The organism is Leadbetterella byssophila DSM 17132, assembly GCF_000166395.1.
Taxonomy (GTDB): Bacteria; Bacteroidota; Bacteroidia; order Cytophagales; family Spirosomataceae; genus Leadbetterella; species Leadbetterella byssophila.
This window is the reverse complement of sequence record NC_014655.1, coordinates 1,135,429-1,160,169: the sequence shown is the minus strand read 5'-3', so window position 1 is coordinate 1,160,169 and position 24,741 is coordinate 1,135,429. Positions and strand designations below refer to the sequence as shown.

At 40.6% G+C, this 24,741-nt stretch carries 19 protein-coding genes; 10 read left to right on the top strand and 9 right to left on the bottom strand.

Annotated features, from left to right (window positions below; all coding sequences use genetic code 11):
- The first annotated feature begins 48 nt into the window (after window positions 1-48).
- Complete coding sequence (gene pyrR, locus LBYS_RS05550) at window positions 49-582, top strand: bifunctional pyr operon transcriptional regulator/uracil phosphoribosyltransferase PyrR (protein WP_013407891.1); 534 nt, start codon at window positions 49-51, stop codon at window positions 580-582.
- On the top strand, window positions 575-1,159 hold the full coding sequence (gene aat / locus LBYS_RS05545; RefSeq protein WP_013407890.1) for a leucyl/phenylalanyl-tRNA--protein transferase: 585 nt from the start codon (window positions 575-577) through the stop codon (window positions 1,157-1,159). Before pyrR ends, aat begins: the two co-directional genes overlap by 8 nt.
- Here the strand turns inward: aat and LBYS_RS05540 are convergent.
- From LBYS_RS05540 to LBYS_RS19060, 5 genes are read right to left on the bottom strand one after another with little or no spacing between them, the layout of a single operon-like run.
- Window positions 1,131-2,276, bottom strand: coding sequence for a glycosyltransferase family 4 protein (locus tag LBYS_RS05540; RefSeq protein ID WP_013407889.1), 1,146 nt, complete (start codon window positions 2,274-2,276; stop codon window positions 1,131-1,133). The genes aat and LBYS_RS05540 overlap by 29 nt on opposite strands.
- Complete coding sequence (gene folK, locus LBYS_RS05535) at window positions 2,264-2,743, bottom strand: 2-amino-4-hydroxy-6-hydroxymethyldihydropteridine diphosphokinase (protein ID WP_013407888.1); 480 nt, start codon at window positions 2,741-2,743, stop codon at window positions 2,264-2,266. Before folK ends, LBYS_RS05540 begins: the two co-directional genes overlap by 13 nt.
- 2 nt (window positions 2,744-2,745) lie before the next feature.
- Window positions 2,746-3,471 (bottom strand): phosphoglycerol geranylgeranyltransferase, encoded by a 726-nt coding sequence (locus LBYS_RS05530; RefSeq protein ID WP_013407887.1) that lies wholly within the window; start codon window positions 3,469-3,471, stop codon window positions 2,746-2,748.
- Window positions 3,458-3,766 (bottom strand): hypothetical protein, encoded by a 309-nt coding sequence (locus LBYS_RS05525; protein WP_013407886.1) that lies wholly within the window; start codon window positions 3,764-3,766, stop codon window positions 3,458-3,460. The genes LBYS_RS05530 and LBYS_RS05525 overlap by 14 nt, the downstream gene beginning before the upstream one ends.
- Window positions 3,767-3,818: 52 nt before the next feature.
- Window positions 3,819-5,702: a RecQ family ATP-dependent DNA helicase gene (locus LBYS_RS19060; RefSeq protein ID WP_013407885.1), complete on the bottom strand. Its 1,884-nt coding sequence runs from the start codon at window positions 5,700-5,702 to the stop codon at window positions 3,819-3,821.
- Window positions 5,703-5,755: 53 nt separating this feature from the next.
- Here LBYS_RS19060 and LBYS_RS05515 point away from each other — a divergent pair, with 53 nt between their 5' ends.
- From LBYS_RS05515 to LBYS_RS05490, 6 genes are all read left to right on the top strand, one after another.
- Complete coding sequence (locus LBYS_RS05515; RefSeq protein ID WP_013407884.1) at window positions 5,756-8,305, top strand: T9SS type A sorting domain-containing protein; 2,550 nt, start codon at window positions 5,756-5,758, stop codon at window positions 8,303-8,305.
- Complete coding sequence (locus LBYS_RS05510) at window positions 8,302-9,147, top strand: MBL fold metallo-hydrolase (RefSeq protein WP_013407883.1); 846 nt, start codon at window positions 8,302-8,304, stop codon at window positions 9,145-9,147. Before LBYS_RS05515 ends, LBYS_RS05510 begins: the two co-directional genes overlap by 4 nt.
- A 191-nt stretch (window positions 9,148-9,338) precedes the next feature.
- Window positions 9,339-11,429, top strand: a complete 2,091-nt coding sequence (porW, locus tag LBYS_RS05505; protein WP_041823457.1) for a type IX secretion system periplasmic lipoprotein PorW/SprE — start codon at window positions 9,339-9,341, stop codon at window positions 11,427-11,429.
- A 96-nt stretch (window positions 11,430-11,525) separates the two neighbouring features.
- Entirely contained in the window at window positions 11,526-13,211 is a 1,686-nt protein-coding gene (locus LBYS_RS05500) for a sodium:solute symporter family protein (RefSeq protein WP_013407881.1), read from the top strand.
- 35 nt (window positions 13,212-13,246) lie between these two features.
- Complete coding sequence (locus tag LBYS_RS05495; protein ID WP_013407880.1) at window positions 13,247-13,939, top strand: response regulator transcription factor; 693 nt, start codon at window positions 13,247-13,249, stop codon at window positions 13,937-13,939.
- Window positions 13,939-15,315: a sensor histidine kinase gene (locus LBYS_RS05490; protein WP_013407879.1), complete on the top strand. Its 1,377-nt coding sequence runs from the start codon at window positions 13,939-13,941 to the stop codon at window positions 15,313-15,315. Before LBYS_RS05495 ends, LBYS_RS05490 begins: the two co-directional genes overlap by 1 nt.
- Here LBYS_RS05490 and LBYS_RS05485 read toward each other — a convergent pair.
- Complete coding sequence (locus LBYS_RS05485; RefSeq protein ID WP_013407878.1) at window positions 15,312-15,965, bottom strand: ABC transporter ATP-binding protein; 654 nt, start codon at window positions 15,963-15,965, stop codon at window positions 15,312-15,314. The genes LBYS_RS05490 and LBYS_RS05485 overlap by 4 nt on opposite strands.
- A gap of 122 nt (window positions 15,966-16,087) precedes the next feature.
- On the opposite strand from LBYS_RS05485, the gene sucC reads away from it, so the two are divergent.
- Together sucC and LBYS_RS05475 are read left to right on the top strand one after the other, a co-directional pair.
- Window positions 16,088-17,299, top strand: coding sequence for an ADP-forming succinate--CoA ligase subunit beta (gene sucC / locus LBYS_RS05480; protein WP_013407877.1), 1,212 nt, complete (start codon window positions 16,088-16,090; stop codon window positions 17,297-17,299).
- A gap of 141 nt (window positions 17,300-17,440) precedes the next feature.
- Window positions 17,441-18,970, top strand: coding sequence for an IS1182 family transposase (locus LBYS_RS05475; RefSeq protein WP_013407181.1), 1,530 nt, complete (start codon window positions 17,441-17,443; stop codon window positions 18,968-18,970).
- 134 nt (window positions 18,971-19,104) lie between these two features.
- Here LBYS_RS05475 and LBYS_RS05470 read toward each other — a convergent pair whose 3' ends face one another.
- Genes LBYS_RS05470 through LBYS_RS05460 form a run of 3 tightly spaced genes read right to left on the bottom strand, consistent with a single transcriptional unit; the run spans window position 19,105 to window position 24,692 of the window.
- Window positions 19,105-20,175 (bottom strand): efflux RND transporter periplasmic adaptor subunit, encoded by a 1,071-nt coding sequence (locus tag LBYS_RS05470; protein ID WP_013407876.1) that lies wholly within the window; start codon window positions 20,173-20,175, stop codon window positions 19,105-19,107.
- Window positions 20,176-23,325: an efflux RND transporter permease subunit gene (locus LBYS_RS05465; RefSeq protein ID WP_013407875.1), complete on the bottom strand. Its 3,150-nt coding sequence runs from the start codon at window positions 23,323-23,325 to the stop codon at window positions 20,176-20,178.
- Window positions 23,322-24,692, bottom strand: coding sequence for a TolC family protein (locus LBYS_RS05460; protein WP_013407874.1), 1,371 nt, complete (start codon window positions 24,690-24,692; stop codon window positions 23,322-23,324). The genes LBYS_RS05465 and LBYS_RS05460 overlap by 4 nt, the downstream gene beginning before the upstream one ends.
- Window positions 24,693-24,741 lie beyond the last annotated feature (49 nt).

Below are 24,741 nucleotides of genomic sequence, written 5' to 3'. Positions count from 1 at the left end.
TTTAAATCTGCAAATAACCATATTTTTGTCGACAAATTAATTCATCTAATGCAAAAGAAAAGGCTTTTATTGGGGCAACCTCTTTTAGATATCACCCTAAAACGCCTCTGTCAAGAGATTATCGAGAACATTGAAGGAGAAACCGTACTATTGGGCCTTCAACCTCGAGGTACATACTTGGCAGACCGATTGAATAGATTCTTGAAGTCTGATTTTTCCATAGATCTTCCATTAGGATACTTAGATGCTACTTTCCATAGAGATGATTATAACAGAGGGGGTAACATTTTAAAGCCTAATTCCAATACAATTGATTTTATCATTGAAGATAAAAAGGTCATCTTGATTGATGATGTAATTGCCAGTGGTAGGATGGTAAGGGCAGGTATTGATGCCATGCAGGATTTCGGTAGACCTGCTAAGGTAGAACTTCTTTGCCTCATCAATAGGAAATACGAGAGAGACCTACCCATTCAGCCAGATTATGTAGGTAAAGGGGTGAATACTTTGGACTCTCAGAAAGTTTTGGTGGAGTGGAAAGAGCAAGGTTTCGAAGAAGATAATATTTGGATCATTGATTGACGCAACCTTAGTTCTGTCTGGCTATTTACAAGGGGTATTTCCCATGGCGGATCATGATGGGACTATTTATTGGTACGAACCAGACCCACGTGCCATCATTCCTATACATTCTTATAAGCCCGCAAAGTCTTTAAGGCCTGTTTTAAATAAAGGAATCTTCGAGATCAGGTTGAATACAGCATTTGAAGATGTAATCCGTCAATGCTCTTTGCCAAGAAGTGCGGAGGATGGTGTTTGGATTTCAGAAGAAATTATACAAGTTTATTTAGACCTGCACGATTATGGCTTTGCTCACTCTATAGAAGCTTGGCACAATGGTGAGTTGGCAGGTGGATTGTATGGTGTAGCTTTGGGGAAAGTGTTTTTCGGTGAATCCATGTTCTATAAAGTTCCCAATGCGTCAAAAGTTGCCTTCCATTATCTGATTGAAAGACTGAAAGAACGGGACTTCCAATTGTTAGACACTCAATTCATTAATGATAATGTGTTAAGATATGGGGCAATAGAGATTCCAAAGGAGGATTTCTTGGAACAACTAGAAAGAAATGTTAGCCTTGATCAGCTTTTCTATCCTTGATCACTTGGTAGATTTCATTCAATTGATTCATTACCTTTTCCGGAGTGAAGTGGTCCAGAAACACCTGATGCCCTCTTTCTGCTATAGCATTTAGATCTTCTCTTTGGTCGATTTCTTTTAATGTAGAGAGAAAATTTTCCGGATTGATCTTAAATCCATTCACTCCATCTTCAATAATTTCAGAAGCAGCGATTTCCTGAGAAATGATGATTAGTTTCTTTAAAGACATTCCTTCAAGTAGAGCTAAAGGGAATCCTTCTAGACAAATGGAGGGAATAATCACAGCTTTGGCTTTTAGTAGATAGTGGGTAATCTTATCCCTGTTCAAGTATCCCAATAGTTCGATATTTCTTCTATTTGGTGCTAATGCCCTTAATGGACCATCCCCTATAACCTTTAAATGTGGAGCTGCCTCATTATCAAAATTTGCAAATAACTGTTTTACTCCTTTCTCTACGGATAGTCTTCCGATATATATATAGTATTTTTCTGTTTCCTCAAGGGTAAAGGGTAAGGGAGAAATGAAATTAGGCTTAATGAAGATCTGCTCTTTCCTGATTCCCAGATTACCTTCCATTAAGATCCTACCAGCCCAGGAAGTCAGAGGGATAAAGGCGTCCACTTTCGACCAGGTACCTAGCCAGGCATGTAATCTATAGGTGAATGCTGTGAGGAAGGTTTTGGGTATGGAATGATCTAATACGCCTAATTTGACCGCGTTCCATGGAAAGCTTTTTCCTATGCTTTCCATGTACCTTCTCTCTTCAAAAAAGAGAAGAGCGGATGGACATACCATTCTATAATTATGTAAAGTAAAGGCTACGGGAATATTTTCTTGTTGAGCTACCCTAAAAAGGATAGGGCCACTGGCATAATGTATGTTATGTACATGAATGACATCAGGGCAGAAGCTTTTGATCTTCCTTTTGAGTTTTTGTCCTGCCCAAAGGTTATAGGGATAGCTGAGATATTGAAGTAGACCTTTCCATCCTTTTTTATTCTGAAATGTGAGGGTTTCAACCTCGTGTGATTGCTTTAGATAATCCACTTCCTGATGGAAAACCATATCTTCTCCACCTACATCCTGATAATGGTTATGTACTACTAGTATGCGCATATCCAGGAAGTGTCTTTACATTGTTCTTTTAGTTCCAAAATGTTTTTATTGAAAACCGGGTGGACTAAATTTGGGGCAAGGTCAGCCAAAGGGTATAGTACAAAATTCCTATCCTGTATTCTAGGGTGTGGAACCTGTAAATCTGAGAAGGTGAAAATTTCCTGATTAAAAAAAAGGATATCAATATCTATGGTTCTACTGCCCCATCTTTCTTTCCTTTCTCTGCCGCCTTCCTTTTCAATTTCTTGAACCAAATGAAGTATAGCTAAGGGCCAAAGGGTAGTTAAGACTTCTACAACTACATTTAAGTAAGGCGTTTGATTCTCTACACCCCATGGTTCAGTTTCATAAAATGGAGAGATTTTTTGAATCTGACCTATTTTATGCTCTATGCTTCGAATTGCCGAGTCTAGTAAGGTTTTTCTTTCACCAAGATTTGAACCTAATCCTAGATATAGGCGGTGCATACTTAAATAATAGTTTGATTGAAACTGGCTACGGTTTCCGCAACTTCCTTAAGGAATTCCGGATTCTTTTCTATGGCATTTCCCACCACAACAATGTCAGCCCCTGCAGATAAAGCTTTTTTGACGTCTTCTTTGGTTCGCATTCCTCCACCTACTATGACCGGTACACTTACCGTATTTTTTACAAGACGAATCATTTCCTCCCGTACAGGGAAAAGTGCACCTGATCCGGAATCCAGATAAATGTATTTTAAGCCAAGCATTTCTCCGGCTAGGGCAGTGGCTGCAGCCACATCAGGTTTATCAGCTGGAACAGGCGTGGTGTTACTGATATAACTTACAGTGGTAGGTCTTCCTCCATCTACTAAGATATAACCTGTAGGTAGTATATCTAATCCTGATCTTTTCAGCATAGGAGCTGCGATAACGTGCTGGCCAATCAGGAATTCAGGATTTCTGCCCGAGATCAGAGATAAAAGGAGAATACCATTTGCTTTAGGATGAACGTGCAAATTATTTCCAGGGAAAAGAATCTTGGGCGCAGTAGTCTCTTCTGCAAGTTTGTTTAAGACCATATCCAGATTGTCTGTGGAAATCAAACTCCCGCCAACGAAAATATAGTCTACAGTAGTTTCATTTATGGCCTTGATACGTTCATTTAGTGTATGTGGGTCCAGTTTGTCCGGATCTAATAGAACCGCAAATCCTTTCATGTTATTTTTTCTCATTCATCAACTGTTCCATAAAATCCAAGATCTGGTTTTTGGCAAAACCAACAGCCACTGATGTGGCTAAGCCAACCAGCGCGTTACGAAGAAAACTTTCATTCTTGGGGGCAGAAGCTTTAACTTCATCGTCATCCGTTAATAACTTGTATAATGCATAGGCAGAGGCTAAGATTCCAAGCACAATAAGTATATTGCCTCCTTTTTCTTTATAGGCAGATAGTTGATTTTGTAACGCTTCTGTTGCGTTTTCTATTTCACCTTCTAGTTCGGCTTGTCTGATTTCTCTCGCGTTCATGTCTAGTGCAATTAATCAGTGGCAAATTATGAAATTTATTGAAGCTTTCGGACTATTTTGCCACAAAAATTAAACCTAAAGCATCCATTTGCAGCTCACCTTTTTGTAAAGCTATCTGAATGTACTTTCCTGCATATTCTTTTTCAGACCCAGAAAATGAGCGATGTAGAACATCTAAGGTAGTAGGTAATAAGTTGTAAATCTTCTCTCTGATATCTGGACTTGGTTTACTTTCTCTTTTACAGTTATCGCAATGTCCACAGGGTTTTGCCCCCCTTTCATCAAAATACTGCTGGATGAAAGCCATTCGGCATTCATGACGTAATTTAGCATAGGCTAACATGGCCTCTAAGGCCTTACTATCTCTTTCTTTTCTCCATTTTAAGGCAGCTACTTGTATAGGTAATGAAGCAGCGTCATATCGGTATTGGATAAAGGTTAACCTGGGAGCTGCCGTTTGCGCTTGATAGCTGATCACGTTTTGTCTATGTAGGAATTGTAAGATTTCTACACAGTTTCCATAACTTGAACCAGTTGCGTATGCCAGTTCAGATTCGCTGATTTCTTTGAATGTCTGGAAGATTTCTCCTCCATTTATCCTTAATAAGGTGCTGAGGAAATGTGCGTATTTGGGATTATTCTCCTGAAATCTTTCTAAGGCTTCCGCCCTATATAGTACCTTCGCTTTTGACGGTTGATGATATGCCTCAGATAAAGCTATAAAGTTCTGATATTCCAATAATTTTAAAGCATTATGGGTAGGCAAAGGCTCAAGTCCAAATGTGCTACAGAAATCCTGTAGATGAAATATATGTCCGGCAGGATCAGATTCACCTTCTGGAACTTGTAAGTAACTGCAGACATTGCGGTATACTTTTCTCTGGAACTCAGTTGGTGGGTATTTTAATTCCAATTGCTTCTGTAGAATCCTGTCATCAGCCGGATGGTACAAAAGTATGGCCTGGGATATCAATCCGTCTCTACCTGCCCGACCTGATTCTTGGTAATATGCCTCTAAATTGTCGCAAATGTCGTAATGGATCACCGTTCTTACATCAGCTTTATCTATACCCATTCCAAAGGCATTCGTAGAGACCACTATGCCTTTCGGAGTCTTAATCCAGGCATCCTGGATCTCGTTTCTCTTTTCTAAGTCAAGTCCGGCGTGATAGTAGTTGGCAGGAATTCCATTTTTGTTTAAAAAATTAGCAATTTCAGAAGTTCTTTTTCTGGTTCGCGTGTAGATGATGGATGCGCCCGGATTTTCTTGTAATACTTGAATTAATTGCTCGTTCTTGTCTTCAGCATATTGTACCCTATAATTAAGATTAGGTCTGGCAAACGATTGAACTACCTGACGCACATTTTTCAAGCCTAATCCAGTGATGATATCATTTCTCACTTCATTTGTAGCAGTAGCAGTGAGGGCAACTATAGGATACTTCCCATTACGAAAATCATGAAGAGCAAGGTATGCCGGCCTGAAATCATGTCCCCATTTAGATATACAATGTGCCTCATCAATGGCCAGTAAGCCAATTTTGAGGTAATTCATTGCATTCTGGAATGCACGGGTTTGTACCCTTTCAGGGGAGACATATAGAAAGTCATACTTCCCGTCTATGGCATTGTTCAAAATGTCAGTGGGTGAACTTACGCCCGAATAAATGGCCGCTGCCCTAATATTTCTCCTTTCCAACTGAAACACCTGGTCTTTCATAAGAGCGATCAAAGGCGAGATCACTACAGTAAGGCCTTTACGAAGTAAACCCGGTACTTGATAGCAAATGGATTTTCCTGCCCCTGTAGGCAGAAGTGCCAGTACATCTTGGCCATCTAATAAAGCCTGTATAATATCCAATTGTCCGGGTCTAAAACTAGAATAGCCCCAGTGTCTTTGAAGAATTTCTAAGGGAGATGTACTTTCGGAGATCATGATTGTAAAAATACTGATATATTTACGTATTTGATGGATCATACATTCACCATATGAAATATATTTTATCCTGCCTCTTGGCAATTTGTTCTTTATCAGCATTCTCTCAGAATACTATTTATCCCAGGTCTACAAGTTTTAAAGGGCCGGATGTCATCTGTCCCGGGCATTTTGAAGATCACTTTTCCAAAGCCAGGGAAGCAGTACTAAAGGCAAATAGGGCAAGGGTAGGAGCTAAAAAATCTACCTTCATTGTGACGTATGTAGGATTTTCAGAGGAAGCTAAACAGGCATTTCAAAGAGCGGTTGATATTTGGGAATATTTGATTTATAGTGAGGTGCCCATCAGAGTTTATGCGGAATGGCGACCTTTAGCATCAAACATTTTAGGTTCAGCTAATACCAGTGACTTCTTGCAGAACTTTGAAGGAGCACCCTATTCTAATACCTATTATCCTATGGCGTTGGCTGAAAAATTAGCGGGCAAACCTTTGAATAGTGACGACCAAGAAGACATTTATTGTAGGTTTAATAATAGTATCAACTGGCATTACGGTGAGCCTGAAGAGATAACGAATGGGAAGTTTGACTTAACTACAGTGGTTTTGCATGAACTTGGTCATGGATTAGGTTTTATTTCTACATTTTCAGTTAGTGGCCAAACGGCTTCTTATGGTTATGGCACTCCATATAAGTCAGTGTATGATGTTTATTTGGAAGACCAAAGTGGGAGAAACTTGGTAGATCCCCAACATTTCACGAACGGTTCGCAAGCTTTGTACCGACAGATTACTAATAACAACCTTTTCTTCCAATTAGACGGAGAGAGGCCAAAGATTTATGCTCCTTCCAGTTTTATTGTAGGTTCCAGTGTTTCTCATTTGGATGATAACACTTATGCTTCAGGTACCATAAATGCACTGATGACTTCGACCTCAAGAAGTATGGAGGTGACCCATGATCCAGGTCCGCTTTCTTTGGGCATACTGCACGAATTAGGGTGGAAGTCTACAAGTTTAGTCCATGAGCGAATTAAAAATCAGAGTACGCATCAGCCCATTACCTTTCAATTGAAAGTGCTTTCGGATACAACTATAAAGTCAGGCTCTGTAAAGCTTAATTATCAAGTAAATGGAGGTAGCTATCAAATAGTGAATCTAGAAAGATCAGGAGAAGTTTATAAGGCCACTTTAAATTTCCCCGAAAATGTCACCACCGTGAATTATTACTTCGAGGCAGAAGATGATTTCAATAAGAAGATCTATGCTCCGGGCTTGAATGGGGTGAATACTGAACGCTACATTTATAGTTTTAGTTTTGGCGAAGATAAGTCGGCTCCTCTTGCCTATCATTCACCCTTTAGCGTAGAAGATGTTCAAAGTGCAAAGATCTTCCGTGTATTGGCTGAAGATGATTATCAGGCAGGCATATCAGAAGTAAGACTATTGTACTCTGTCAATAACGGTACATTTAATACGGTTAAATTACAGAAGTATGACCCTCAAGTCCATGGATCAAATTACAGCTTAGGTATAGATGACCCTTTTCAATATTTGAGTATCAAGCCTATTAATGGCCTAAAAACAGGAGATTTGATAAGGTATAGGTTTGAGGTCGAAGATGCCAGCAAAAACGTTACCATTATTCCTATGGAATTTACGGGTTCAAGCAGTAACCCAAATGCGCAAGCCTCTTACTATGAATTTACCGTTACCTCTCTTTTGCCAGCTGTAAATAGCTATTCCACGGATTTTGAAAGCTCTGTTAGTGATTTTGCTCTCTTAGGTTTTAAAATAGGGAAGGAAGGAAGTTTTCCTACGAATGCCTTGCATTCTTCTCATCCCTATAGAAATGGCTTAGGTTTACGAGTGGGGAACAGTACGGTAATGAATTTTGAGAGGAACGAAATAGCTATGTTGAGGGCGCCTATCATTGTGGGAAGAGGAGAAAACACCCTCATAACTTTTGATGAAGTAGTTTTGGTAGAGCCTGGAGAAAGTGGATCCCAGTATGAATCTCAGGACTTTTATGATTATGTGGTAGTTGAAGGATCCTTTGATGGGGTGAATTGGACTGCTTTGGAAGATGGTTACGACAGTAGGGCAAATAATACATGGAACAGCTTGTTTACAGAAAACATGGAGGGTGTAAATTCTTCTGCCAAGGGACACGTAGCCTTATCCAGAAACCGCACTATGCTTGTAAATACAGGGGCTTTTGGCAGTAATGTAGGGTCTCAGATGCTGTTGAGGTTCCGACTATACTCTGATGAACTTTCAAACGGCTGGGGGTGGGTGATTGATAATCTATACATCCAAAAGAACGCTCCGGTTATTCTAGGAAACGAAGAAGTAAGAGAATTACATATCTATCCTGTTCCGGTGAGTGATTATCTGGTTATCCAAGCCAAGGTGTCCTCTAAGCAAAATGTAAAACTTTCTATTTTGTCATCTGACGGGAAGACAGTGTTAGCGAAGGAATATAACTCAAACGAAGATTATCTACACTATACCTGGGATATTCAGGATTTGCCTTCCGGATCCTATATACTGCAAGTAAAAGACAAGGAAAAGACCATGACCAAAAGATTTATTAAAATATGAAATTAAGTGTAATAGATGCAGGGAATTTTAAATTGGATGGAGGAGCAATGTTCGGAGTAGTGCCCAAAACCATTTGGAACAGATATATTCCTGCAGATGAAAATAATCTATGCAATTTTAAAATGAGATGCTTGCTGGTAGATGAGGGGGATAGGGTAACCCTGATTGATACCGGTATGGGTGATAAACAGGCGGAACGCTGGCAAGGATTTTACTTCAGAAATGGAGATGGAGAACTTAGAAAATCAATCAAAGAAGCAGGTTATGAGCTGTCTCAAATTACAGACGTTATACTTTCTCACTTGCATTTTGATCATTGCGGAGGTGCGGTGATGAGAGAGGGTGAGGAACTGAAACCTACCTTTCCGAACGCAAAATATTGGGTTCATTCTGCACATTTTCATTCGGCAACACATCCAAATCCGAGAGAGAAGGCCACATTCTTGCATGAAAATATCATGCCTCTGCAAGAGGCTGGTCAATTGCACTTCATTGACAAGGAGGATCACGGTTTCTCTGAGGCTTGGACCTTTGAATTCATAGATGGACATACGGAAAAGATGATTCTACCTTTTATAAGGTTTCGGGATAAAAATATCCTGTTTGGCGCAGATTTAATACCTACATATGCGCACGTTCATGTACCTTATGTGATGTCATATGATGTGGCTCCACTCTTGTCAATGAATGAAAAGGAGAGGTACTTGAAGAAAATGGTGGAGGAAGATATCCTTTTGTTTTTTGACCATGATGTAGAGCATGAAATGTGCAAGATAGAATGGACAGAGAAAGGGTATAGAGCTAAAGATGCTGGCAAATTACGGGATTTTATTTCTCTTTAAGTTGTATATCTGGAGAAAACGCGAACTTAATTGGTTTTTACGATGAATCGCATGCCCGTCTAAGAAGGGTGGTGATTTTCATTATTAAATAAGAATTAGTACTTTGCATTAGAATTCATATCCCATTTCTTCGTTATACAGGTTTGAGAAACATATTTCTATCCGTGCGAGTCTTATATCCTTTCGTCCTCATGCTAATCTGTAGTGCTTGCTCCCAATTTAGCAATGGGCTGACAAGTAGATCTTGGCATAATCTTAATTCTAGATTCAATGCCTTGTTGATAGCTCGAGAGGACATTGAAGTGGCACAGGAGTTTACTAAGAGGAAGTTTGCTGAGAACTACGAAGATGTACTTCCTGTTTTCCGCCCAATAGATTCTACATCACTGGATACGGCCAAATACTATCTGGTGGATGCCATCAAAAAGGCTTCGCTGATTGCTGAAAAGCACAGTAATAGTAAATATTTGGATGAAGCCTATCTCTTAATTGGAGAGGCCCGTATTTATAAGGGTGAATTTGAAAATGCAATAGAGACCTACAAGTATCTCAATACAGTAGCCGCCTCAGAAGAGAAGAAGACTGCTGCTATGACCGGTATGTTGAGGGCTTACACTGAGTTAGGAGATTTTAAGAATGCGGATCAATTATCTAATCTTTTGAAAAATCGTCCTTTAGATAAAGCTAATCTCGCAGCATATCTTCTCAATATGGCTTACTATCATCAAATGAAAGGAGAAGATGCCTTCACCATAGCTTTTTTGGAAGAGGCACTTAAAAGAATGAAGAAGGGAGATGAAAGGGCTAGGTATCATTATCTGTTAGGACAATTATATCAAAATCTTGGAGAAACCTTAGTAGCTCGTCAGCACTATAAAGCGGTCTTGAAAAGTAAGCCCAATTATGATTTGATATTCCATTCTAATTTAGGCTTGATGTCCACTGAATCCTTAGCCCACAATACGGATTTACAATTCAGTAAGATGCTGGAGGATAGAAAGAATCAGGATCTCCTTCATAAGATTTACTATAAGATGGGTGAAACCGCCCGAAGAAAGAAAGATTCAAATGGTGCTATAAATTATTTTGGGCAGTCAGTGGCCTATTCTGGGGCCGATAAGTTTAACAAGGGATTAGCCTATAGTGCTATTGCAGATGTGTATCTGGAGGATTTTTTAAACTATGAAAAGGCAGCGGCCTATTATGATAGTACAGTAATTACACTTCCGAAGGACTATGTCAATAAAACTGATATTCTGGAGAAATCCATGTATTTGAATGAATTCATCAAGTACAAGAAGGTTTATGATTTGGAAGACAGTTTACAAAGATTGGCTGCCTTAAAACCGGAAGTTCTTGATCAAAAATTGGAAGAGATCGTCAAGGCAAAAAGAAAGGTCGATATCCAGACTCCTAAAGATGAGCAAGTGTATAGACCTCGACCTACCTTACGACCCAAATGGAGATTATATGATGGTAGGACTTTATCCTTAGAAAAGAACGAATTTGTTCGCCTTTGGGGGAATAGAAAATTAGAGGACAATTGGCGTAGACAGGAAAAATCAAATACGACCTTTGTATTTAGTGAAACGGAAAGGAAAATGGTTGAACAGCCCATAGCTCTTGCTCCTAGCGCTACTCCAGAGCCCGGGTTAAATCAGGAACTTAACGAAGCTAAGATTATTGAGGAGGAAGTAAAAGAGCTTAAAAAGCGGATACCCACAACTAAGATTCAGCAGATAGCGTCTAGAAGAAAACAAGAAGAAGCGGCTTTTAGGATTGCCAAGATTTACAAGCAAAAGTTCAGGGATGAGAAGAAAGCTGACGAGAGTTTCAAGCAATTCTTGGAGCAGTTTCCTAAGTCCAGCTATGAGCCTGAGGTTTTATATTTCTTAGCACTAAGTCAATCAAATCCACTACAAAATCAATATGCCCAAAGGCTACTGAAAGAATATCCCATGACATCTTTTGGTAGGCAAATGAGAAAAGGCTCTGTAGTTATGACTCAAGATAGAGAGGTGGCCGCACAAAGGATCTATCAAACAGCTTATAACTTGTATGAAAGTGGGAAGATGGAAGAAGCTCTTAAAACATTAGAAGAGGGTATGAATGAGTACGTTGGGTCTCATTTAGAAGACAAAATGGCACTCTTAAGAATATATGCATTGGCAAAATTAGGAGCAAAAGATGAGTATCAGATTGCTCTCACAGATTTTGTTCGTTCATATCCAAGTTCAGAATTGTTAAATAAAGCAAGAGAAATGCTAGCCGTTTTAAACTAATGGAGAGGAATATTAAAAAAATGTACGGGTGGCAGATCTGTTTTCTGATCATACAGATTCTATTTTTTTATTGGCTAACTCAGTACTTCTCATAGTATGAATACCCTAGACTGGATACTTTTATTTTCAACCTTTGCTATTATACTGCTCTATGGAATTTACAAGAACCGAAAAAATCAAGACTTAGAAGCCTATCTTCTCGGTAACCAGTCTTTACCCTGGTATCATGTAGGATTTTCTTTGATGGCTACTCAGGCTTCAGCCATCACGTTTTTGTCTGGGCCAGGAGAAGGGTTTGCTAATGGAATGGCTTTCGTACAGTTTTATCTGGGTTTGCCATTAGCCATGATTGTTTTGAGTATAACCTTCGTGCCCATCTTCCATAAATTGAAAGTATATACGGCTTATGAATATCTTCAGAGTAGATTTGATAACCGACTAAGAATCTTCACTGCTTTTTTATTCTTACTGAGCAGGGGGCTAGCTACCGGTCTGGCTGTTTATGCTCCGGCCATTATTGTTTCTACACTATTTGCGTGGGACTTAACCAGTACTAATCTGGTTATTGGTGGAATAGTACTACTTTTTACTACTATTGGTGGTACAAAAGCCATATCTCATACCCATTTTCAGCAGATGATGTTTATGACAGTGGCCCTTGTAGTGGCATTCTTCTTCATTGTAGCACTTTTACCGGAAGATCTAAATTTCATCCATGGTCTGAAGATGGCCGGTAAGACGGGGAAGATGAACGTTCTCAGTTTAGATCCACAGTCGAAATACAATCTTTGGTCAGGATTAGTAGGAGGATTCTTCTTACAGTTGTCTTATTTTGGCACAGATCAATCCCAAGTAGGAAGATACTTGACGGGAAAATCTGTCTGGGAGAGTAGAATTGGTTTGATGATGAACGGATTTGTTAAGATACCTATGCAGTTTTTTATCATCCTGATAGGTGTTTTGGTGTTCATCTTTTATCTCTATCATGATACTCCCGTATTTCACAACAGCGTAGAAGTAAAAAGACTTCAGAATTCGGAATATGCAGGAAAATATGCAGCCATAGAGAGTTCTGCTGTGGAGAACTCTCTAAAAAAAAGGGAAGTGGCACAGGCATTACAGAGGGCTTATCAGGAAAAGGAGGAAGCACAGATAGAGCAATTGACTAGCTCACTTAATGCGGTCTTGTCTCAAGAGAATGAACTCCGTGCTCAGGCCTCAGCACTGGTGAAGATGAATAATGGGAATGACAAGGATATCAATTTTGTGTTCCTGAATTTTGTGATGAATAGATTGCCTCATGGTTTCGTAGGTATCTTAGTGGCAGTGATCATTTGTGCATCTTTAGGCGCCATTGCGTCTGCACTTTCTGCATTAGCAGCCACTTCCGTGACGGATATTCTGAAAGTAAGTAAGGTGAAGAGTTGGACAGATACCCAGGAAGTACGTGTTACACAAGGTTTGACCATGATTTGGGGGGTATTGGTAGTATTGGTGGCTATCGCGGTTCAGCACACTGGTGCTAGCATGATTGAATTAGTGAACGTAATTGGATCTTGGTTTTATGGAGTGATACTGGGTGTATTTTTGATCGCATTTTATATCAAGAAGATTGGAGGTACTGCAGCATTTTACGGGGCTTTAATTGCGCAGATTTTAGTAATCGTCCTATGGTATTATGCCGTGGAAAAGCATCAGGTTTTAGCGTTTTTGTGGTTAAATCCTATTGGCGCGGCCTTGACTATTGGAATTGCCGCTTTATTTCAGAGAAGGGTGTCGTAGATTTTTTCTAACTTTAGGAAACTTTTGGTGTTAAAATGAGTGATATCAAGAAAATTTTGATTGTGGAGGATGATCTCCGGATAGCCCAGAATATTAGCAAAGGGCTAATGGAGAAGGGTTTTGACACCGAGATAGCCTATGATGGAAAGATAGGTGTAAAACTGGCCATATCAAATCCTTATGATTTGATACTATTGGACTTAAACTTACCGGAGTTAAACGGTTACGAGGTATGTTCAGAGGTGAGGAAAAGGAAACCTTCTATTCCTATCATTATGCTTACGGCTTTAGGGGAGACGGAAGATAAGATAGAGGGATTTGAACGTGGAGCTGACGATTATTTGGTAAAACCCTTTGACTTCAGAGAACTTTTGGCCAGGATAAATGTTTTTATCAAGAGAAATGCCGGAGCTGGCGCCAGCCAGGAAAATACCTTGAAGATCGCTAATTTGGTGATGGATTTAGACGGGAAAACCGTGATGAGAGATGGGGTAAAGATTGATTTGACTCCTAAGGAGTTTTCTCTATTAGAATATCTCATCAAAAATAAGGGTAAAGTAGTGTCTAAAGCTGAGATTTCATCCGCGCTTTGGGAACCGAATAATCAGCAAAGTTTGAATGTGGTGGAAGTGTATATTAATTTCTTAAGAAAGAAGATAGATAAGGACTTCATACCGAAGTTGATTCACACCAAGACCGGTATGGGTTATATTATAGCAGAGGAATAATGAAGATAAGGACCAAAATAGCTTTTCAGTTTAGCTTGATTGTAGCACTTATTCTGATTCTGTTTTCCGTAGCTCTCTATTTTCTGATCAGAAACTATACTAAGGGGGAATTTACTAATTACTTGAAGGATAGGGCGGAAACCACGGCTAAGCTTTTAATCAAGGAAGCTAACGTAGACAAGCGTTTGCTTAAGATTGTAGATAAAAATACCCTATCTACCTTATATGCTGCGGAGGTTTTGGTTTTTAATGAGAAGAATGAAATAGCCTATTCCAATACGGACGCTGAAACCATCAAATACAGCCCGGATTTATTAGAAAGAATTAGGGAACAGGGAGAATACGTTGGCGAGTACAAAGAAAAGAAGGTGGTAGGTTTGGTGATTCCGAATGAATTGGATGGGAAAATCTACTTGATCCTTGCCCAAGCTACGGACACCTACGGCGATGCTAAACTGGAGAACATCCAGAATGCCATGATTTGGGGTTTGGTTATTGCCATTACTCTGACGGTGATTCTGAGCTTCTTTTTTGCCGGGGAAGCGCTAAAACCTATTGCTAGGATTAATCAAGAAGTATCAGCTATATCCGGTAGAGATTTCAAAAAGAAGATCAGCACAGGTAATAACCGGGATGAGATAGCTCAATTGGCTACCAATTTTAACCAAATGCTCAGTAGGATTGACCAGGCATTTGAGATGCAAAGGAGTTTTGTGAGTAATGCTTCACATGAATTAAGGACCCCTTTAGCCGCTATCAAATCAGAGATTCAGGTTGCTTTGGAAAAGGATAGGGAACCGGAAGAGTACCGACAAATCCTGCATTCTTTGGATCAAGATAACCAAAGGATGATTCAGTTGATCAATGGACTTTTACAGCTGGCCAAATCAGAACAGGGAGATACTAATCTAATGCATAAACCGGTGCGGGTAGATGAAGTTCTGTTTGAGGTACAGGAAGAGCTATTGAGTCAATTTGATGACTTTTCTATCTTTATTGATTTTGAAGAGATAGTAGAAGAAGACGAAAATCTTACGGTTTTGGGGAATAGGGCTTTATTGAAAACCTTGTTTAATAACCTGTTTGAAAATGCATGTAAGTACTCATCTAACAGGACAGCAGAGGTGAGAATCAAATTCAACAAGGTAAATGTGATAGTAAGTATCAAGGATACCGGTTTAGGTATTTCTGCGGAAGATCAGGAGAGAGTTTTTGAGCCTTTTTATAGAACTGCATCAGCTGCCAACTATAAAGGGCACGGTATAGGATTATCCATCTGTAAGAGAATTGCTGATATTCACAAAGGAAAGATCGTAGTGAGAAGTGAATTAGGAGTAGGAAGTACCTTTATAGTAGTACTCCCACATATTTCTTAAGCTACAATAGCGCCATCTTTAAGTTCTATAATCCTGTCTGAGCGTTCGGCAAGAGCTAGGTTATGGGTGACGATGATAAAGGAACACCCTAAACTATCTCTTAATTTAAAGAAGAGTTCATGTAGTTCTGCAGCATTTTTGGTGTCAAGATTTCCTGAAGGTTCATCTGCAAAAACGTACTTGGGATGATTGATCAATGCCCGTGCCACAGCTACTCTTTGTTGTTCTCCGCCTGACATTTCTGAAGGAAGGTGATCCGCTCGTCCTTCGATATTTAGGAGTTGCATCAATTCCCTGGCCCTGTTTTTTATTTCCCTTTCGGGTTTATTTCCAATCCAGGCCGGTAAGCATATGTTTTCTTCAGCGGTCAGTTCCGCCATCAGGTTATGGAACTGAAAGACAAAGCCTATCTTCTCATTTCTAACTTTGGAAAGTTCAGCAGATGGGAGTTCGGTTAACTCTGTTTTATCCAAAATAACTTGTCCGGAATCTGCTTGATCTAGAGTGCCTAAAATATGGAGGAGGGTGCTTTTGCCGGCTCCGGAAGAGCCTACTATGCTGACGATTTCCCCTTCCTGAACTTGTAGGGAAATTCCTTTTAAAACCTCCAGATTTCCGTATTTTTTATGTATATTTATTCCTTCTAGCATGTATTTGTAAGGGAAGTCCCTATAAAATTAATCGTAAATTTTGCTGAATTTTGTTTTCTGGCGCTCAATAATTTGCTAATTTGGCAAAAAATTAGAAAAGTTCAATTTTTAATTAGCTATTTATGAATATTCACGAGTACCAGGGTAAAGAAATTTTATCCAAATATGGGGTAAGAGTTCAGAGAGGGGTAGTGGCATCAACGGTAGAAGAAGCGGAAAAGGCCTACCAAGAAATATCGGAACTGACCAATTCTAAGTTCGCCGTTGTGAAGTCTCAAATCCATGCCGGTGGTAGAGGTAAAGGAAAGATCAGAGGAACCGAGCAAAGAGGGGTTCAATTGGCAAAATCCGCCGAGGATGTAAAGACCATTGCTTCAAATCTGCTGGGTAATACGCTGGTGACTATTCAGACGGGAGAAGAAGGTAAAGTAGTAAACAAGGTTTTAGTTGCTGAGGATGTATACTATCCTGGGGATTCAGAACCTAAAGAATTATACGTTTCTATTCTTCTTGACCGTACGAAAGCCTGCAACGTCATCATGGCCTCTACAGAAGGCGGTATGGACATTGAAGAAGTGGCTGAGCACACTCCTGAAAAGATTATCAAAGAATGGATTGATCCTAGAGTAGGTTTCCAGGGTTATCAAGCCAGAAACGTAGCTTATAAATTAGGTCTTACCGGAAATGCCAATAAAGAAATGGTGAAGTTCTTGACTTCCCTTTACAAAGCTTACGATGAGACGGATTCATCTATGTTTGAAATTAACCCGGTTCTAAAAACTTCTGACGATAAGATCTTAGCGGTAGACGCTAAAGTAAACTTGGATGATAACGCTTTGTTCCGTCATCCTGATTTAGCGGCATTAAGAGATAAGTCTGAAGAGGATCCGATGGAAGTGGAAGCTTCTGAAAGTGATCTTAACTATGTAAAACTAGACGGTAACGTAGGATGTATGGTGAACGGTGCCGGTCTTGCTATGGCTACCATGGACATCATCAAATTATACGGTGGTGAGCCTGCAAACTTCCTTGACGTAGGTGGTGGAGCTAATGCTGTAACTGTTGAAGCCGGATTCCGTTTGATCCTTAAAGATCCAAATGTAAAAGCAATCTTCGTTAACATCTTCGGTGGTATTGTAAGATGTGACAGGGTGGCTAACGGTATCGTTGAGGCTTATAAGAAGATTGGAGAAATTCCTGTTCCTATCGTGGTTCGTTTACAAGGAACTAACGCAGAAGAAGGAGCTAAAATAATTAATGAATCAGGTTTGAAAGTTTATTCAGCGGTGAAGTTGAAAGAAGCAGCAGAACTAGTTCAAAAGGTATTAGCCTAAACAGAAAGAGGGTGTCTCATAAAGGCACCCTCGTTTTTATTTTGAAGCCGAGGTTTTTTTTAGATTTGGCTTCACATTTTCTCTTTAAAACTTGCGTTATTATCCTGATTTTCATATATTTAGGTATAAAAAATCAAGGGTATGGCATCAAGAAAACCCACTTTTAAGCCTTACGACCAGCAGCAAATGATGCTATTGCCTCCAAGTTTGGAGGAACTGGTTCCCAAGAATCATCCGGTACGGGTGGTCAATGAGGTCATTAATAAAATTAACCTCGCTCCTCTGCATGCTTCGTATAAATTGACCGGTGCCTCCAGTTATCATCCTCAGATGCTGCTTAAAGTGTTGGTTTATGGGTATGTAAGCAATGTATATTCGAGCAGGAAGATAGAGGCAGCCTGTAAAGAGAGTATCTATTTTATGTGGATAAGCGGCATGAGCTATCCTGACCATAACACCATTAACCGTTTCAGAAGTGACCGCCTTCGAGAAAGTCTTCGAAGTGTGTTCGAAGAAGTAGTTAAGCTTTTAGCCCAGGAAGGACTTTTGAGTATTGAAGAGGTTTGTGTTGATGGGACCAAAATAGAGGCCAATGCCAATCGTTACACCTTTGTTTGGAAAAAGGCTATTGCGACCAATAAAGAGAAGATGAAGCAGCAATTGAAAGGCATTTGGGAATATGCTCAAAGTGTTGCCAGCAAAGAGGATAACCTTCCCGATCCCCCTGACTTCACCACCATTACTAGAGAAAAAGTACAGTCTACCGTCGATAAGCTCAATGAGGTTTTGGGCAAGAAAAAAGATATTGACAAGAAGGTGAAAGGCAAACTGAGTTATGCCACCAAACACTTTCCACAGAACATGGGCAAATACGAAGAACAGGAGCAGATTCTTGGAGAGCGTAACAGTTACAGCAAGACGGATGAGGGAGCCACATTTATGAGGTTAAAGGAGGATCACATGAGGAATGGGCAATTGAAGCCGGCTTACAATGTTCAAATTTCCAGCTCCAACCAATTCGTTGTAAATTACACGATTCACCCCAACCCCAACGACACCACCACTCTGGCAGCGCATATAGCTCAGCATGAAGCAAGCTATCAGCAAGCTCCCAAAGTTATCACGGCAGATGCAGGCTACGGTTCTGAGGAAAATTATACCTTACTGGAAGGCAAAAAAGTAAAGGCCTACATCAAATACAATCTCTTTGACCGACAGCAGAACACCAATAACCAGGACCCATTTAGTACCGATAAGCTATTCTACAATGCCCAAGAAGACTGTTTCATCTGTCCGATGGGTCAGCAAATGAATTTCATTGGAGAGAGTAAAAGGAAGACCAGCACAGGTTTTGAACAAACCTCAAGAAAATATCAAGCCCAAAATTGCGGGCATTGTCCACTAAACGGAACTTGTAATAAGATGGAAGGGAATCGGATAGTCCAAGTCAATGAACGACTGGAGCGACAGCGGAAGCAGGCCTATGAACTTCTTAACAGTGAAGAAGGAATAAAAAGGCGAAAGAAAAGGTGTTACGATGTGGAACCCGTCTTTGCAAACATAAAAAGCAATCACGGCTTTAAACGATTTATGCTTCGGGGTAAGCATAAGGTCGAAATTGAGTTCGGCCTATTGGCCATAGCACAAAATATACGAAAAAAGGCCTCCTGAGAGACCTTTTTCAATACTATTTGCAAATTCAACCTCCTGAGGTTGGAATATAAAAAATCAAATAAGAAATCCCAGCCTAAATAAATTGAAAACAAAGAGAACGCCTCATTTAGGTTTTGAGACGTCCTCTTTTTTTATTTCTTTTCTATCAACACTTGTCCGTCCCGTACTTCCTCTGTGGCATATTTAACTAATCTGTCCTGAGGTTGAATTTCTCCTGTAATCAGAACGGTAGAATCTGTTGAAAGTCCCGTCTTTATTGGTACCCATCTCGCTTCATTACCATCTTTTTTAATAACGAAAACTCCGGTTGTGGAGGTTAGAACCGCTGTTTTAGGAATAGAATATCCGGTCTGTGCACCTTGGAGTGGAATCTTCACTTGAGCTACCATTCCCGGAAGTAGCTTTTTATTTTCATTTGGAACGTCAATCTCAATTCTTTGAGACCTGAATTTCTGATCTAAAGTTTGTGCATTTCTACTCACTTTACCTTGAAACTCTTTTCCTGGGAGAGAATGTATGGTAAAGTGTATAGGAGAATCTGAAGAGATAGCCCCTGCATAAGTTTCAGGGACATGTACTACTAAGCGTAGTTTTTGATCTTGTACCAAAGTCAGGAGCGGTCCATGTCCGTTTGGACCTACATACGCTCCAGGAGCTATATTTCTGGCGGTCACACTTCCGCTGAATGGTGCTCTAATCTCTAAATATGATTGCATTTGGCTCACTTCTCTATAAGCAGCTTTGGCCGCTTCCAGTTGAGCAAGATCTGCTTGTTGTTTCGCTTTTGCTAGTTCTAATTCTAATGGAGCAATGGTTCCCGGAATCTTACTTGTCTCCTCCAATCGCCTTAAAGTTGCAGAACTGGCAGCATAAACGGCTTCCTGTGCATGTAACTTGGCTTCTGCAGCATTGATTTGCGCTTTCATTTCCGGTGCTTCGAGTAGGGCGAGAAGTTGGCCCTGTTTAACTTCGCTTCCTACATCCACGAGTATCCTCTGCACAAATCCCGTGACCTTTGCATATAAATCCACGGAATAAAACGGTTGCAATTCTCCGGGTATGCTCAGATCAGATACATTTAATTCTGAACTTGGCTGAATTAATTCATAGGAAGGTAAGGATTCCTCTTTGGGCGTTTCTGTTGCTGATTGGCAAGCCAAGAGTCCAAATAGGGGTAGGGAATAGGTATATCTTAATTTCATTTATATGACAGATTTTGGAACATATACTAAACTCTCTTCGTCTTCTGGATCTAGTGATACGCTGGACGTACCTGTTTTCTCCTGACCCCAGGCAAAGGCTAAAGGCAATACGAATAGGGCCGCAATAGTGGAAAAGAACAAGCCGCCCACTACGGCTCTTCCAAGAGGAGATACCTGTCCTCCCGCCTCGCCGTGACCTAAGGCCATGGGGATCATACCTGCTATCATAGCTAAGGCCGTCATGATGATAGGTCTTACACGTACATTGGCCGCCTCAATGGCAGAGTGCATGGCATTTCCATTTATTTTTCTTAACTGCTCGGCATTTGTAATCAATAATACGGCATTGGAAATAGAAACTCCCACAGACATGATAATACCCATGTACGACTGTAGGTTCAGCGTTGATCCACATAGCATTAAAAAGCCTAAAGCACCCACTAATACAGCGGGGACGGTAACCAAAACGATAGTGGACACCTTGAAAGATTGGAAGTTAGCCGCCAGCATAAGCAGAATGACCACTATGGCAATAAACAAGGAATTTTGTAAGCTGCTTAAGGTCTGATCTAAGGTTTGGGAAAGACCTATCATTTCTACTTTTAATCCCCTTGGTAGTTCTCCGATATTATTTAAAACCTTTTTTACCTCAGTTGAAGCAGACCCTAAGTCGGAATGATCTAAATTAGCCGTCACTGTCAGCATGGGAATAGCTCCCAGGTTATCAATTTCACCGTAAGTATGAGTTTCTGTAATTACGGCCACGTCTCCTAGATTAGGCCTACTGCTTCCCTTTTGCAAAGGAATGGCCGCAATCTCCTCCTTACTGTTCATCAGATATTCAGGGATTTGAACTTGTACACTATAGGAATAACCTCCTTGGGTATCCGTCCACATGTTTTTATCCGTATATCTGGAGGATGACAAAGCTGCTGTCAATGTCCTGGAGATTTCAGCCATGTCCAGATTTAATTGAGCGGCTTTCACTCGGTCAATCTCAATGTTCAGGGCAGGATACCTCAAGGATTGCCCAATCTGAACATCCCTCAGCATAGGCAATTTTTTTAGTTCTTTCTCCACTTTCCTAGCGTATTCCTCATTGGTGGCTTTATTCCTTCCGGAGAAACGTACTTCTATAGGAGTAGGAGAGCCCTGACTCAAGATCTTTTCCGTCAATTCTATGGGTTCAAAGGATAACTTCATTTGAGGATTCACCTTTGTTGCTTCCTCACGAATCTTGTTCTTCAAGGCATCAATGCCATCCTTATAAGGTTCCTTCAGGGCTATTTGCAGTACCGCTTCATGAGATCCGGCCATGAACAAGTAGATAGGGTTCACGGAGAAGAGTTGGGGGTGTCCTCCGGCGTAGGCAGAAGTTATACTGATATTCTCCTTACCCACTACCTTTTCAATGGTTTCAAGCAGTTTAATGGTTTCCTTTTCGGTTTTTTCTATGCGGGTACCGTCCGGGATACGCATTCGGATCTGGAATTGGCTACTATTCACTTGGGGCAATACATCTCTACCGATATTCCCTAGCAGAAAATAGGACAGGAGTCCAAGTCCTAGAACATATAATGTTACTATAAGCTTGCGCTGAGGCATCAATTTTTTGATCAAAGAGATATACTTTTCTCTGAAACGATCAAAAAAGCCTTCTTCTGTGTGTCCTACATGATCCTTCATGATCCAGTTGGCCAGTACAGGCACAAAGGTTTGAGAGAGGAAATAGGAGATGACCATGCTAAAACCTATAGCCAGGGCCAAAGGCAAGAACAATGATCCCGGAATCCCTTCCATGGTGAACGCAGGAGCAAACACGGCTAGGATACAGAATAGAATAAGAAGTTTAGGGAAGGCAATCTCTTTACAGGCGTCCCATATGGCCAGTGATTTACTTTTCCCCATGGCCAGGTGCTGGTGAATGTTCTCTATGGTCACCGTGCTTTCATCCACTAAGATCCCAATGGCAAGCGCCAAACCACTCAAGGTCATGATATTAATGGTTTGATCAAAGAGGTTCAAGAAAAGTACCGCTGATATGATAGAGGTAGGAATGGTGAGGATTACTATAAGTGCTCCTCTGAGATCCCCAAGGAAGAGGATTACCATCAAGCCCGTTAAAAGAGCCCCTATGATTCCTTCAGTCATTAAACTACGAACGGCATTGATTACGTATCTCGACTGGTCAAATTCGTACGTTACCTTTACGTCTTCTGGTAGGTTAGATTGGATGTTTGGAATAGAAGCTTTTAGTTTCTTAACCACTTCCCAGGTGGAAGCATCCGCACTTTTGGCAATACTCAAATATACAGACCTTCTTCCATTTACTAGTGCATAGCCGGCCGTCATATCCGCACCGTCTTGTACTGTGGCCACATCTTTCAGATAAAGGTTTTGAACAGTACCTTTAAACAAAGGTATATTTTCAAAGTCTTTGATGTTCTTAATCATGCTGTTCGTAGGGGTGATATAGTATTTGTCACCTACACGCGCATTACCCGAGGGGGCTATAGTATTATTAATTCTTAGGGCTTCAACTACCTGATCAGGAGTGATATTATAAGCACGTAGCAACTCCGGATTTGCATTAATGACCACGGTCCTAACGTTTCCACCGAAAGGAGGGGAAGATACCACTCCGGGTATAGATGTAAAGCTGGAGCGCACATAAACGTTAGCTAGATCCAGAAGTTCGTTGTTTGATCTCTTCTCACTACTCAATACCATTTGTCCTACCGGTAATGTAGAAGCATCAAAACGAATGATAAAGGGAGGGTTTGATCCAGGGGGAAAGGAGGCTTGTATACGCGTGGAGAAGGAATTGAGCTCCGCTGCAGCTTGTGCCATATTCGTGCCTGGATAGAAACTGATCTTCATCAAAGTCAAACCTTGGATGTTCTTTGTTTCTATGGTTTTTATACCGTTAACATAAAGTAGAATATTAATGTACTGCTTAGCAAAGAAAGACTCCATTTGCTGAGGAGAATAGCCTCCAAAGGGGTGTGCAAAGTAGATCACCGGAAGATCTAGTTTGGGGAAAATATCAATCTTGATGGTGTTCACCGCCCTTACTCCAAAAAAGAATAGACCGGCTACTATAACCATGATGGTAATAGGTTTTCTTAGTGCTAGACGAATTAAGTTCATTCCAGGTTATTTTCAAAAATGCTAAAATCTCCACTGGCAGCTGCCTTTAAAAGTAAAGCTGACCAAACATTCACTTGCGCTACTTCCTTCTCTGCTTCTGCTCTGTTTAAGGCATTTTGAGCTAGTATGACGTCATATAAATCTGCTAGTCCGTTTTGATATAAAGCAGATTTCCTTCCAAAAGCTTCTCTTGCTGCTTCTAATTGGACAGGGACTTCTTCTACTATTCTCCGTGCATTGGTCCATTTTACTTCAGCTAATTCCATCTGGTAACCCAACCTCCGAGCTAGGGTCACTTCTTCCATCTCTAAGGCTTTTCCTGAGATTTCAAGGGCCTGAATTTGGCTTTTGGTTCTATAGCTTTGGGTGAAGTTCCAATTCAGCCCCACTCCAAAGAGGTAATTGGTCCTATTGGGCCAAATCCCGCTGAAGTAGCCTGTAGAATATTGTGTCTGATCCGTAATGTATTGAGGTTTAAACCCTGAAGCTCTGGATTGTATCAAGCCCACCACGTTGATAGACGGATAGAGCAGGCTTCTTTGGTACCGTCTTTTCGCCTCATTTAATTGAACCAAGGCTCTTCTCCATTCTAGTTCCGGATGTACAGCATCTCCATCTCTACTGAAAGGTGTTTTTGATAAAATGAGAGGATCTGGGTTAAATGATACTCCGTCTTTGCCTAGAAGTTCTTGCAGTTCAATTCTTAGAGATTGACTTTGTTCAAGTGCCCTTATATGCAAAATAGAGGCATTTGCCCTATCTGCTTTTGCCATGCTCAGGTCCGCACCCGGTATAAGCCCTCCACTAACCTTTCCTTCTATTAATGTGACCAAAGAGTCAGCTCTGCTTAAGTTCCTTTCGTAAGCTAAAGTGAGCCGTTCAGCAGCTATCCATTGCAAATAAGTAGATGCGACCTTAACCCTGTGTTCAAAAATGGCTTGACGTAAGATAGCTGACTCCACCTCAGTTTCCTGCTCAGCTACATGTATTCTTTCTTTGTTCTTGCCAAAAGTAAAAATGTCCCAATTGACATTTGCTAAATATAAGGCCCCAAAAGCGGCGTGCCAGTTTTGTTCCTCCAGTGTAGGTCCAGCTGAACTGGCAGATAGACCTCCAAAGGGATACAAGGCCCCAAATTGGCCGTTTATAGTGCCAAAGTCTTGCTGAGCACCAAGATTTAAATTAGGAAGAGCTTGTCTCTTGGCTAAATCTATCCCTTTCTGCACGGAAGACACATTCCATTGCCTTACTTTGATTCTTCCGTAATTTTCTTGGGCCATGTGTAAGACCTCTTTAAAAGATAAATCATTTTGCGCCATTACACTGGCTCCAGAGGTCATCAGTATGAAGAATACTTTCCTTAACATGTCAGAAAAGTAAGTATTTATGTAGTATAAATTCTATTGTATAGAGATG